Here is a 12,244-nt window from a genome sequence, read left to right as displayed (position 1 = left end):
CGACACCCGTCCGGTGAGTGCACGAGCAGCCCTTCCCGGCCAGATCGACAGATCCGGTTCAAGACCCGAGGTCAGCCAGGCTTAGGGTCAGACCCGGCCGGGGAGGGCTCTCCCATGATCCTCACTGCCAGGCTTGGTCGAGGTGACCGGTGGGGTCGCTCTCTCATCGGCTGCCCTCCGCAAGGCAACTAACGCAAATGAGATCGGTCAACACCGAGTGACGACGGCGGCCACGGCCAAAAAGCCAGGACTTGGTGGGGCGAAACGAAACCGGCCCCTGACCGCATCTCTGCTGGCGGGGGCCAATTTCGCACCTGGTGGTGGGTAGAGGATTCGAACCTCTGCAGCTTCCGCGACGGATGCACAGTGCGTCGCTGCTCGACATCGAGCGGCTGCGGGAGCTGCCTCTCGTCACGATCACATGGCACAGATCCGGCACAACTGAGCACGAGTAGCAGCGGAAGAAGCCGGAAACCGACGGAAGGCGTTTCGGCAGGTCAGGACCCACGTCGGGGGCAGCGTGGGAGGTCGGGAAGCCGGGGCTCTTACTTCCAGCGGAAGTGGACGAAGAGGCGGCCGAAGTTCTTCGAGTCCTTTTCGACCCGGTGGTAGAGCTGCTTGACGTCCTTCTGGTCGAGGAACCGCAGCACCCGCTTCTTGAGCTGGCCGGAGCCCTTGCCGGGGATGATCTCCACCAGGGTCGCCTTCTTGGCCACCGCCTCATCCATGATCTCGCGCAGGGCGCGGTCGATGTCGTGGCCCTTGTTGAAGATGTCGTGGAGATCGAGCTTGAGCTTCACGATCCCATCGTAGGCCCGACGGGCGGCGGACCCCGGACACGCCAGAGGGGCGGCCACCAGGGCCGCCCCTCTCATCCGACCTGCGTCAGCGGGCTCCGCCGACCCGGCTCTCCACCCGGCGCAGCGCCGCCGTGTAGTCGGCGTTGGTCGAGTGCATCGCCGCGGCGATCCGCAGGTGCCGCAGCGCGTCGACGTGCCGGTTCAGCCGCTCCAGCGTCCGGCCGAGCACGTGGTGCGCGTAGTGGTCGCTCGGGTCCCGGTCGACCAGCTCGCGCAGTTGCTCCTCGGCCCGGCTGAGCTGGGCCGACTGGAAGTACGCCCGGGCCAGCAGCTGCCGTACCGAGGAGTTGCCGGGTTCCGCCTCGACGATTGGCTCGAGCAGCCGGGCCGCTCCGGTCGGGTCACCCGCTTCGAAGAACATGGTCGCCCGCCGGTATTCCGCCAGAAGATCCATTCGACCCACCTCCTCGTGTCGCGCCGCCCTTTGTCCGACGCTGGCACAACACCAGCCGTACCGCGAGTGTTCCTCGGGGTGAAGTTGCGATTAGGGGGTCGGGTCGTACCGGTCGGCGACCAGCTCCCAGGCCCGGACACCGCCCACGATTCCGGCCGTGTTCGGGACGACCACCACGTCGTCGCCCATCCGGGCCAGTTGCTCCGGGCGGATCAGCCGGGAGTTGCCCCCGCCGAGGTAGAGCCGGTCCCAGCGGAACACCGGGCGCAGCCCGTCCACCACCTGCCGGATCCGGCGGGACCAGAACGCGTCGCCGAGCCGGCGGCGTTCCGGCTCCCCCACGTATGTGTCGTAGGTGGTGCCCCAGCGGACCGGGGCGTGGGAAAGCTCCAGGTGCGGGGCGAGCAACCCGCCGTCGAAGAGCGCGCTGCCCAGCCCGGTGCCCAAGGTCAGCACCAGCTCGCAGCCGGTGCCGGCGACCACCCCGGCACCGTGCACCTCGGCGTCGTTAAGCACCAGCGCCGGGATCCCGAACGCCTCGGCGAGGGCGCTCCGGGCGTCGTACCCGGACCACTCGGCGACCAGGTCCGGGTCGACCCGGCTGCGCGGCCCGGAGCGGGTCACGTAGTGCGGGGTGGCCACCACCACGCCGTGCCGGACCATGCCGGGCATGCCGACCGTGAGCCGGTCCGCCGCCGGCAGCCGGCCGCCCAGGTTCAGCAGGGTTTTGACGAAGAGGGACGGCGGCAGCGGGTACGGCGTCGGCACCCGCAGCGGCCGGGCCCGCATCGTCCCGGCGGCGTCCAGCACGGACGCCTTGATCCCGCCACCGCCGCAGTCGATCGCCAGAGTGGTCACCACGACCGTGAGTCTCTCTCAGGTCAGTTACGGCCCGAGGGCGGGTCGACCGATCGGCGGCGGGTCCCGCCGGGAGTCGCGTTACCCGGTCGGCCGCAGGTCACCGCGCCGGTAGGCTCGGGCTTCTCATGAGCGCGACACTGATCGTCAAGGACCTCGCCGCCGGCCACGGTGACCGGCTTCTCTTCTCCGACCTCGAACTGGTCGTCGCCCCCGGCGACGTGGTGGGGCTGGTCGGGGTGAACGGCGCCGGCAAGTCGACGCTGCTGCGTACCCTCGCCGGGCTCCAGCCGGTCGAGGAGGGCAGCGTGTCGCTGAACCCGCCCACCGCCACCGTCGGCTACCTGCCGCAGGAGCCGGAGCGCCGACCGGGTGAGACGGTCCGGGACTTCCTGGCCCGGCGTACCGGGGTGACCGCGGCGCAGGCCGCCCTCGACGCCGCCACCGAGCAGCTCACCGCGGGCGCGCCCGGCGCCGACGACGCGTACGCCGAGGCGCTGGAGCGCTGGCTCGCGCTGGGTGGCGCGGACCTGGAGGAACGCGCCGAGCAGGTGGCCGCGGAGCTGGGGCTTACCGTGGACCTGGAGCACCCGATGACCGGCCTGTCCGGCGGCCAGGCGGCCCGGGCCGGGCTCGCGTCGCTGCTGCTCAGCCGGTACGACGTCTTCCTGCTCGACGAGCCCACCAACGACCTGGACCTGACCGGCCTGGACCGGCTGGAACAGTTCGTCACCGGGCTGCGCGCCGGGACGGTGGTGATCAGCCACGACCGCGAGTTCCTGACCCGCACGGTGACCCGGGTGCTGGAGCTGGACCTGCACCAGCAGCAGGTGCGGCACTACGGCGGCGGCTACGCGGCCTACCTGGAGGAGCGCGAGGTGGCCCGCCGGCACGCCCGCGAGGAGTACGAGGAGTACGCCGGGACCCGGGCCGACCTGGAGACCCGCGCCCGCACCCAGCGCGCCTGGATGGAGAAGGGCGTGCGCAACGCCCGCCGCAAGGCCACCGACCCGGACAAGCACGTGAAGTACTTCCGGGGGCAGACCTCGGAGAAGCAGGCCGCGAAGGCCCGGCAGACCGACCGGCTGATCGAGCGGCTGGAGGTGATCGAGGAGCCGCGCAAGGAGTGGGAGTTGCGGATGGAGATCGCCGCCGCGCCCCGCGCCGGCGCCGTCGTGGCCGCCCTGCGGGCAGCCGTCGTACGCCGGGGCGGCTTCACCCTGGGCCCGGTGGACCTGCAGATCGACTGGGCCGACCGGGTGGCGATCACCGGGGCGAACGGCTCCGGCAAGAGCACCCTGCTCGCCGCCCTGCTGGGCCGGCTGCCGCTGGACGAGGGGCACACCGCGCTCGGGCCGGGCGTGGTGGTCGGCGAGGTCGACCAGGCCCGGGCGCTCTTCCTCGGCGACCAGCCGCTGGTGGACGCCTTCGCCGCCGCCGTACCGGAGATGCCGGCGGCCGAGGTGCGGACGCTGCTGGCCAAGTTCGGCCTGCGGGCGGACCACGTGCTGCGGCCGGCGGCCACCCTCTCCCCGGGCGAGCGGACCCGCGCCGCGCTGGCCCTGCTGCAGGGCCGCGGGGTGAACCTGCTGGTCCTCGACGAGCCGACCAACCACCTCGACCTGGCCGCCATCGAGCAGCTCGAATCGGCGTTGGCCAGTTACCCCGGCACGCTGCTGCTGGTGACGCACGACCGGCGGATGCTGGACGCGGTGAGCGTCAACCGGCGGCTGCGGGTGGAGGCCGGACAGATCGCCGAGGATTGATCCGTGCCGGCCGGCGTACGCCGGGTGAGAATGACTCCATGCTCAAGTGGGAGTACGCGCTGCTGGTCCGCCGCCGCCAGGCGGCCACCACCGACATCGGCTGGGAGATCGTCTTCATCTGGTACGGCCCGGACGGCTCCATGGTCGACGTCACCCCGTACGGCGACACGGCGCTGGCCCACCTGAACCGGGCCGGTGACCAGGGCTGGGAGCTGGTCGCGATGAGTGAGGACCCGTCCCTGCCCGGAAACAACGAACTGCACCGCTACCACCTCAAGCGACCCAAGCCGGCCGCTCCTCAGCCGCGACAGCGGATGCGGGGTGCGGGCCGGACCGCCCGGCGCACCATCGCCGGCTGACGCTCATGCCAGCGCCGGTCCCGTTGGCCCGTCACCTGCTGCACTCCCCGGCGCAACCCGAGGTGCCGATCATGCTCGCCGTGCCCGGCCCGCCGATCATGGACGAGGAGCGCGCGGCGAAGGTCCGGGAACTGGTCTCCCTGGGCCTGTACGGACCCGGTGCGCTCGCCACGGACGACTGCCGAGCAACCTACAAGGAGCTGTCCGCCAAGGGCGTCGAGTTCTACGAGGAGCCGAACGAGCGGTTCTACGGGATCGACGCGGGGTTCCGGGACCCGTTCGGCAACCAGTGGCGGCTCACCCAGACCAAGGTCTGATCCGCGCATACCGGGCGGCGATCCGGGTATCGCGCCGCCCGGAGGTGGCGCATGGTCGCGATCGGGCAGGCCGCGCCCTCGGCCGAACGGCTGCGGGTGATCGACGAGTTCCTCGCCGAGGCGTGGGCCGATCTGGCCCGACACGACGACCGGCTGCGCCCGCTCGCCGTGGAGGTGCGCTTCGACCGGGGCGTCGCGCATCTGACCGGCGAGGTGAAGGAGGCGGCCGAGCTGCGGCTGGTCCGCGACCTGGTGGGCCGGCTCGCCGGGGTGCTCGGCGTCTGGTGCAGGGTGGGCGTCGGCGGCCAGGCCCCGGTGGTGGTGGACCTGGGCTGCGGCGGGACCAAGCAGTGGCCGGGCAACCTGGGGCTGGACATCTACCCGGCGCCCGGAGTGGACGCGGTGGCCGACCTCTCGGGCTCGCTGCCGCTCGCCGACGACTCGGTGGACGTGTTCTTCGCGGTGCACATCCTGGAGCACCTGATCGACTTCCTGCCACTGCTCGACGAGTGCCACCGGGTGCTCCGGCCGGGCGGCGTGCTGCACGTGATGAGCCCCTGGTGGCGGCACGTCAACGCGGTCGCCGACCCGACCCACGTACGCCTGCTGGACGTGCAGACGTTCAAGGGCATCTGCGGCCAGCGCCCACCGGGCACCCCGCGCTGGTACCCCCTGCACATCAGCTGCGACGGCGCCTCGATCTTCGCCGACCTCACCCCGCTGGGCCCCGACGATCCGTCCCCCACCCGAGCCCACCTGGCCCGCTTCTTCGACTGACCGCGCCGGCCCGCCCTGGTCAGGGGCGGCCGGTGGTGCTTTCGCGGAGGGCGAGGCGGTAGGGGGCGGCGAGTTCCCTCGGCGGGGCCTCACGGTCGCCGTCGATGCGACCGGCGAGCAGCTCCACGGCGAGCCGGGCGATCCGCTCCTTGTCGGGGGCCACGGTGGTCAGGGTGGGAATCGAGAAGCGGCCGTCCTCGATGTCGTCGAAGCCGGCCACCGCCACGTCCTCGGGCACCCGCAGCCCCGCCTCGTGCAGCGCCCGCAGGGCACCGAGGGCGAGGGTGTCGTTGAAGCAGAAAACCGCGTCGGGGCGGACGCCGGAGGAGAGCAGCTCCCGCATGGCGGCGGCGCCGTCCGCGCGGTGCCAGGCCGGGGCGGGCGCCACCAGTGCCTCGTCGTATTCGATGCCGGCCTCGGCCAGTGCGGCGGTGTAGCCGGCCAGCCGGAGCCGGGCGCTGGCGCCCTCCGGGGTGCGCTGGGAGCCGATGGCGGCGATCCGGCGGCGGCCGAGGCCGATCAGGTGGGCGGTGATCTCCCGGGCGGCGGCCACGTTGTCGACCACGACGTGGTCGGCCGGCCCGTGGTCGACCCGCTCGCCGAGCAGCACCATCGGCGTGCCGTCGAGGCCGGAGAGGTCGTCGGCGGTGAGCGCCAGCGGGCTGAAGATCAGCCCGTCGATCATGTGGTCGCCGATCCCGGCGGCGGCTTTCCGCTCCTGCTCCGGGCCGCCCTCGGTCTGGTCGATCAGCACCGTCCAGCCGTGCTCGGCGGCGGCGGTGACGACGTACCGGGCCAGCTCGGCGAAGTACGGGATGTCCAGTTCGGGAACGGCGAGGGCGATCACTCCGGTCCGCCCCTTGCGCAGGTTGCGGGCGGAGAGGTTGGGCCGGTAGTTGAGCTCGGCGATCGCCTCCTCGACCCGGGCCCGGGTGTCCGGCCGGACGTGCAGGTAGCCGTTGACCACGTTGGAGACGGTCTTCACCGACACGCCGGCCCGCTCGGCGACGTCCTTGAGCCTGTGTCGCACTGCCAACCCTCCCCTGGTCGGTACTGCGGGCACTGTACCGCGTCCCGGCCCCTTTACAACGTTGCTTACAACGTTGTAGAAACCTGAGGTACGGGGTGACCGCGGTCACTCACGCACCGGCACGAGGAAAGGTGGCACCCCTTGCGGAGCGCACAGCTGACGATCGACCCGGCCTTCGCCATCGGACCGGCGGACCGCCGGATCTTCGGTTCCTTCGTCGAGCACATGGGGCGCTGCGTCTACGGCGGGATCTACGAGCCGGGCCACCCCACCGCGGACTCCCGGGGGCTCCGCCGTGACGTACTCGACCTGACCCGCGAAATGGGCGTCTCGGTGGTCCGCTACCCCGGCGGCAACTTCGTCTCCAGCTACCGCTGGGAGGACGGTGTCGGCCCGGTCGGCGACCGACCCCGCCGGCTCGACCTGGCCTGGAAGACGATCGAGACCAACGCCTTCGGCCTCGACGAGTTCATGACCTGGGCGACCGAGGCCGGGGTGGAGCCGATGATGGCGGTCAACCTCGGCACCCGCGGCGTGCAGGAGGCGTGCGACCTGCTGGAGTACGCCAACCACCCGGGCGGTACCCAACTCTCCGACCTGCGCCGCAAGCACGGCGCCGAGGAGCCGTACGGGGTACGGCTCTGGTGCCTCGGCAACGAACTGGACGGCCCCTGGCAGGTCGGCCACAAGACCGCCGACGAGTACGGCCGGCTCGCCGCCGAGACCGCCCGGGCGATGAAGATGATCGACCCCTCGATCAGCCTGGTCGCCTGCGGCAGTTCCAACCGGCGGATGCCCACCTTCGCCGCGTGGGAGGCCACCGTCCTGGAACACACCTACGAGCACGTGGACTACATCTCCGCGCACACCTACTACGACCCGTCCGACGGGGACCGGGCGAGCATCCTGGCGTCCGCCGTCGACATGGACAACTTCATCACCGACGTGGTCGCCACCGCCGACCACGTGGCCGCCAAGCAGCGGCACACCCGCAAGCTGAAGATCTCATTCGACGAGTGGAACGTCTGGTACGAGTCCCGCCTCAAGGCCGACCTGGACCGGCGCGGCTGGGTCGAGGCGCCCGCGCTGATCGAGGACGACTTCACCGCCGTCGACGCGGTGGTGGTCGGCGACCTGCTGATCACCCTGCTCCGGCACGCCGACCGGGTCGGCGTCGCCTGCCAGGCCCAGCTCGCGAACGTGATCGCGCCGATCCGGACCCGGACCGGCGGGCCAGCCTGGCGGCAGAGCATCTTCCACCCGTTCGCCCTCACCGCCCGGTACGCCCGCGGCACCGTGCTGCGCACCGAGCCGGTCTCGCCGACCTATGAGACGAAGAGGTACGGCGACGTGCCGGTGCTGGACACCGTCGCGGTGCACGACGAGGAGACGGGTGAGCTGGCCGTCTTCGCAGTCAACCGGGGGTCGGACGACCTCCCGCTCGAGCTGAACCTGCGCGGGCTGCCGGAGCTGCGCCCCCGGGAGCACCTGACCCTCGCGGCCGGCGCCGATCCGGCCGCCACGAACACCGAGGCGGAGCCCGAGCGGGTGACGCCCCGGCAGCTCACCACCCCCACCACCGACGGCGGCCGGTGCACCGTCCGGCTGCCCGCCTGCTCGTGGAACCTGCTGCGCTTCGCCCCTCAACCCTGACCAGGCAGACTCCAACCCGTCCCCCAAGGAGAGACCGCATGATCCAGAACGAAATGAGCCGGCGCCGGCTGCTCGGCCTCGGCGTCGGGCTCGGCGCGGCGGCCACGCTGACCCTGGCCGGCTGCGGCGGTGGCAGCAGCACCCGCGAATCCACCGCCGGCGGCAACGGCGGCAAGGACTACACCGGCCCCAAGGTCGACCTGAAGCTGTGGAACGGGTTCACCGGCGGTGACGGCGACATCTTCAAGAAGCTCGTCACCCAGTTCAACGGCGAGCACCAAAACATCGCGATCAGTGTCGTCACCTACGAGTGGCAGGACTACTACAGCAAGCTCCCCGGCGCGGTCTCCAGCGGCAACGGCCCGGACATCGCGGTCATGCACATGGACCAGCTCGCCACCTTCGCCGCCCGTGGCGTGATCATGGAGCTGGACGACGTGGCGAAGACGCTGGAGCTGACCGAGGGCGACTTCGCCCCGACCGTCTGGAAGGGCGGGCTCTACCACGACAAGCGGTACGGCATCCCGCTGGACATGCACCCGCTCGGCTTCTACTACAACAAGGGGGTCATGCAGAAGGCCGGCCTCGACCCGAACAAGCCGCCGACCACCAAGGACGAGTACACCGCCGCCCTGGCCGAGCTGAAGAAGTCCGGTGTGCAGGGCTTCTGGGTCAGCCCGTTCCAGTTCACCGGCGGCATGACCTTCTACTCCCTGCTGCACCAGTGGGGCGGCACCCTCTTCGACGGCGAGGTCGCGAAGGCCACCTTCAACTCCGACCCGGCTGTCCAGGCGTGCACCTGGCTGGTCGACATGATCAAGCAGGGGTACTCCCCGGCCAACGTCGGCCAGGACGCCGACTACCTGGCGCTCAAGAGCGGCAAGAACGCGTTCAACTGGAACGGCATCTGGCAGATCAACGACCTGAAGAAGAGCCCGCAGGTGCAGTGGGGCGTCGCGCCGCTGCCGCAGATCGGCAGCCAGAAGGCCGCCTGGGCAAACTCGCACAACTTCACCATCGTCAAGCAGCGCAGCGCCGACAACAACAAGGTCGCCGGGGCGAAGGTCTTCATCAACTGGCTCAGCCAGCACTCCCTCGACTGGGCCAAGGGCGGTCAGGTGCCGGCCCGCAAGGCGGTCCGGGACAGCGGGGACTTTAAGGCCCTCACCGAGGTCAACGCGCTCGCCCCCGAGCTGGAGTACGCCGCCTTCCCGCCGGCCGCCCCCGGTCTCGGCGAGGTGATGACCACCTTCTACAACTCCTTCAACGAGGCGGCGCTCGGCAAGAAGTCACCGAAGCAGGCGCTGGACGACGGCGTGGCCAAGGCCAACAAGCAGCTCGAGGACAACCGCAAGAAGTACGGGAGCTGATCCGCCGTGGCGGACGTGATCGAGGTCGGGGCGGCGCGCAGTGACGCGCCGCCCCCGGCGGGGCGGCTCCGCGGTCGGGGTGTCACCGAGCGGGGGCACCGGGCCACCCCGTACCTCTTCCTCGCGCCGTACCTGGTCCTGTTCCTGGTCTTCGGGCTGGCGCCGATCCTCTTCGGGGTCTGGATCAGCCTGCACCAGTGGGACCTCCAGCTGCCGAACCGACCGTTCATCGGGCTGGACAACTACCAGGACCTCTTCTCCAGCGACTCGGCCATCTACGGGGACTGGTGGTCCAGCGTCCGGGCCACCGCGATCTTCACGGTGCTGTCGGTGCCGCTGCTGGTGGTCGTACCGCTGGGGTTGGCGCTGCTGCTGAACCGGTCCTTTCCCGGGCGGACGTTCTTCCGGGCGGCGTTCTTCGCCCCGTACGTCCTGGGCGTCGCGGTGATCGGCCTGCTCTGGCGCTTCCTGCTGGACGCGAACCTGGGCCTGGTCAACCGGCTGCTCGGGGTGGTCGGTCTGCCCTCCGACACACCCTGGGTGACCGACGTGCCGTGGGCGTGGGTGTCGCTGGTCGGGGTGACGGTCTGGTGGACCTGCGGCTTCAACGCGGTGATCTACCTGGCCGGCCTGCAGGACATCCCGGCCGAGCTGTACGAGGCGGCGAAGGTCGACGGCGCGAACTCCTGGGACCGGTTCCGGCACGTCACGCTCCCCGGGCTGCGCCCGGTGCTGCTCTTCGTGCTGACCACCACGATCCTCGCCTCGGCGAACGTCTTCGGTCAGGCGTTCCTGATCACCCAGGGCGCACCGGGCGAGCAGACCCGGACGGTGGTCTGGCGGATCGTGGACGAGGGGCTACGGGACTACGACGCGGGTCGGGCGGCCGCGATGAGCGTGCTCTTCGCGCTGATGCTGGCGGTGGTCAGCATCGTGAACTTCCGACTGTTCCGGTACCGGGAAGACTGAGGGGGCGACGATGACGAGTCTGCGTCAGGGCGTGCGCTACGCCGTCCTGCTGCTGATCACCGCGGTCTTCGTGACCCCGCTGATCTGGATGGCCCTGACCTCGGTGAAGACCTACGCCGACGCGCAACAGGATCCGCCGAGCTGGCTGCCGCACCCGTTCTCCACCTACGGGTACGACGCGATCATCAACAACACCGCGAACCCGGTGCTGCGCTGGTTCGTCAACAGCCTGCTGGCGGCCAGCCTGCACACCCTGCTGGTGCTGATCACCGCCTCGATGGCCGCGTACGCCCTGGCCCGGCTGCGGTTCGTCGGCCGCAAGCTGAGCTTCGCGCTGATCGTGGGCACGCTCTTCCTCCCGCCCACCTCGCTGATCATCCCGAACTTCGTGATCGCCGAGCGGCTGAACTGGATCGACACGCTCACCGTGGTGGTGGTGCCGGGTGCGGCCAGCGCGTTCGGGGTGTTCTTCCTCCGGCAGTTCTTCCTCTCCATCCCGCGGGAGCTGGAGGAGGCGGCGGTGCTGGACGGCGCCAACCACTGGGAGGTCTTCACCCGGGTGCTGCTGCCGCTGTCGAAGCCGGCGCTGGCCAACCTCGCGGTGCTGTCGTTCCTGACCAACTGGAACGACTTCCTCTGGCCGGTCTACGTGCTGTTCAGCCCGGAGCGGCTCACCCTGCCGGCCGGCCTGGGCCTGCTCCAGGGCGCCTATGTGACCGACTACCCGGTGATCATGGCGGGGGCGGTGCTGGCCAGCGTGCCGGTGCTGATCCTCTTCGTGGTCGCGCAACGCCACATCATCCAGGGCGTCTCCCGCAGCGGCCTGAAGGGATGAGCAGCGGGACCCGCTGGCGACGCGACGCGGCGGCTCTGGCCGCCGCGCTGCTCGTCGCCGGTTGCGGCAGCGGAGAAACCCCGTCGAGTACGACAGAGGACGTGCACGTGTTCACCAACCCGGTCATCCGGAGCGACGCCCCCGACCCGCAGGCGATCCGGGTCGACGAGAGCTGGTACCTGTTCCACACCAACAGCGGCGGCCGGAACGTCCCGGTGCTCACCTCTCCCGACCTGGTGGAGTGGACCGAGGCCGGGGACGCCCTGCCGGAGCTGCCCGGCTGGGCGGACGCCGGGAAGAACTGGGCTCCCGAGGCGATCGAGCTGGCGCCGGACCGGTTCCTGCTCTACTACACGGTGGCCGACCGGTCCTCGGGACGGCAGTGCGTCGGCCGGGCGGTCGCCGACAAGCCGCTCGGGCCGTACCGGGACGGCTCGACCGCCCCGCTGATCTGCCAGGCGGAGCTGGGCGGGTCGATCGACGCCAGCCCGTACCGGGACACCGACGGCAGTCTCTGGCTGCTCTGGAAGAACGACGGCAACGCGATGGGCGTGGACACCTGGCTCTGGTCGCAGCGGCTCTCCCCGGACGGGCTGCGCCTGGTCGGCGAGCCGACGAAGCTGCTCAAGCAGACCGAGCCGTGGGAGGGCAACCTGGTCGAGGGGCCGTTCTTCCACCGGCACGACGGCCGGCTCTTCCTCTTCTTCGCCGCGAACGCGTACGACAAGGACACCTACGCCGAGGGGTACGCGGTCTGCGAGTCGCCCACCGGCCCGTGCGTGAAGGCCCCGGAGAACCCGATCCTGAAGACGAACGCGGCGGCGTCCGGCCCCGGCCACGCCTCGATCGTGGAGAAGGACGGCCGCACCTGGCTCCTCTACCACGCCTGGCCGCCCGGCCAGGAGGGCAGCACCGACCCCGGCCGCCAGGTCTGGCTGGACGAGGTCGTCTGGCAGAACGGCAAGCCCGTCGTCAAGGGCCCGACCGCAGAACCCCAACCCCACCCATGACCGGCCTCCCCTTGGCCGCACTTTCCCAGGCCCCTCGGCGGGGCCG

General features: G+C 70.9%; 13 protein-coding genes. 9 read left to right on the top strand and 4 right to left on the bottom strand.

Annotated features, from left to right (window positions below; translation table 11 throughout):
• Nucleotides 1-545: 545 nt before the first annotated feature.
• The 3 genes from DKL51_RS33265 to DKL51_RS33255 all read right to left on the bottom strand — a co-directional run bounded on the left by DKL51_RS33265 (nucleotide 546) and on the right by DKL51_RS33255 (nucleotide 2,115).
• Nucleotides 546-800: a Smr/MutS family protein gene (locus DKL51_RS33265; protein WP_109945552.1), complete on the bottom strand. Its 255-nt coding sequence runs from the start codon at nucleotides 798-800 to the stop codon at nucleotides 546-548.
• An 85-nt stretch (nucleotides 801-885) separates the two neighbouring features.
• Entirely contained in the window at nucleotides 886-1,254 is a 369-nt protein-coding gene (locus tag DKL51_RS33260) for a tetratricopeptide repeat protein (RefSeq protein ID WP_109964513.1), read from the bottom strand.
• A 90-nt stretch (nucleotides 1,255-1,344) separates the two neighbouring features.
• Nucleotides 1,345-2,115, bottom strand: a complete 771-nt coding sequence (locus DKL51_RS33255; protein ID WP_109945550.1) for an ROK family protein — start codon at nucleotides 2,113-2,115, stop codon at nucleotides 1,345-1,347.
• Nucleotides 2,116-2,240: 125 nt separating this feature from the next.
• Between DKL51_RS33255 and DKL51_RS33250 the strand changes: the two genes are divergently transcribed.
• From DKL51_RS33250 to DKL51_RS33235, 4 genes are read left to right on the top strand one after another with little or no spacing between them, the layout of a single operon-like run.
• Nucleotides 2,241-3,878 carry an ABC-F family ATP-binding cassette domain-containing protein gene (locus DKL51_RS33250; RefSeq protein ID WP_109964512.1) on the top strand — a complete coding sequence of 546 codons (1,638 nt, stop codon included), beginning with the start codon at nucleotides 2,241-2,243 and terminating at the stop codon, nucleotides 3,876-3,878.
• A 38-nt stretch (nucleotides 3,879-3,916) separates the two neighbouring features.
• Nucleotides 3,917-4,237, top strand: coding sequence for a hypothetical protein (locus DKL51_RS33245; protein ID WP_109945548.1), 321 nt, complete (start codon nucleotides 3,917-3,919; stop codon nucleotides 4,235-4,237).
• 5 nt (nucleotides 4,238-4,242) lie between these two features.
• A complete protein-coding gene (locus DKL51_RS33240; RefSeq protein ID WP_109964511.1) occupies nucleotides 4,243-4,554 on the top strand; it encodes a VOC family protein in 312 nt (103 codons plus the stop codon).
• Between the two features lie 51 nt (nucleotides 4,555-4,605).
• Nucleotides 4,606-5,331: a methyltransferase domain-containing protein gene (locus DKL51_RS33235; protein ID WP_109945546.1), complete on the top strand. Its 726-nt coding sequence runs from the start codon at nucleotides 4,606-4,608 to the stop codon at nucleotides 5,329-5,331.
• A gap of 19 nt (nucleotides 5,332-5,350) precedes the next feature.
• On the opposite strand, the gene DKL51_RS33230 is transcribed toward DKL51_RS33235, so the two are convergent.
• Entirely contained in the window at nucleotides 5,351-6,361 is a 1,011-nt protein-coding gene (locus DKL51_RS33230) for a LacI family DNA-binding transcriptional regulator (RefSeq protein ID WP_109964510.1), read from the bottom strand.
• A gap of 141 nt (nucleotides 6,362-6,502) precedes the next feature.
• On the opposite strand from DKL51_RS33230, the gene arfA reads away from it, so the two are divergent.
• The 5 genes from arfA to DKL51_RS33205 are packed head-to-tail and all read left to right on the top strand — an operon-like array spanning nucleotide 6,503 to nucleotide 12,198.
• On the top strand, nucleotides 6,503-8,014 hold the full coding sequence (arfA, locus tag DKL51_RS33225; RefSeq protein ID WP_109945544.1) for an arabinosylfuranosidase ArfA: 1,512 nt from the start codon (nucleotides 6,503-6,505) through the stop codon (nucleotides 8,012-8,014).
• Between the two features lie 38 nt (nucleotides 8,015-8,052).
• Nucleotides 8,053-9,384, top strand: coding sequence for an ABC transporter substrate-binding protein (locus DKL51_RS33220; protein ID WP_109964509.1), 1,332 nt, complete (start codon nucleotides 8,053-8,055; stop codon nucleotides 9,382-9,384).
• A 6-nt stretch (nucleotides 9,385-9,390) separates the two neighbouring features.
• Complete coding sequence (locus tag DKL51_RS33215) at nucleotides 9,391-10,353, top strand: carbohydrate ABC transporter permease (RefSeq protein WP_109945542.1); 963 nt, start codon at nucleotides 9,391-9,393, stop codon at nucleotides 10,351-10,353.
• A gap of 10 nt (nucleotides 10,354-10,363) precedes the next feature.
• Complete coding sequence (locus DKL51_RS33210) at nucleotides 10,364-11,188, top strand: carbohydrate ABC transporter permease (RefSeq protein ID WP_124813236.1); 825 nt, start codon at nucleotides 10,364-10,366, stop codon at nucleotides 11,186-11,188.
• On the top strand, nucleotides 11,185-12,198 hold the full coding sequence (locus DKL51_RS33205; protein ID WP_109964507.1) for a glycoside hydrolase family 43 protein: 1,014 nt from the start codon (nucleotides 11,185-11,187) through the stop codon (nucleotides 12,196-12,198). The genes DKL51_RS33210 and DKL51_RS33205 overlap by 4 nt, the downstream gene beginning before the upstream one ends.
• The last annotated feature ends 46 nt before the right edge of the window (nucleotides 12,199-12,244 follow it).

Source organism: Micromonospora globispora (assembly GCF_003857015.1).
In the GTDB taxonomy this organism is placed as follows: domain Bacteria; phylum Actinomycetota; class Actinomycetes; order Mycobacteriales; family Micromonosporaceae; genus Micromonospora; species Micromonospora globispora.
Note: the sequence above shows the minus strand (reverse complement) of the source record. Positions and strands in the feature narration are given on the sequence as shown.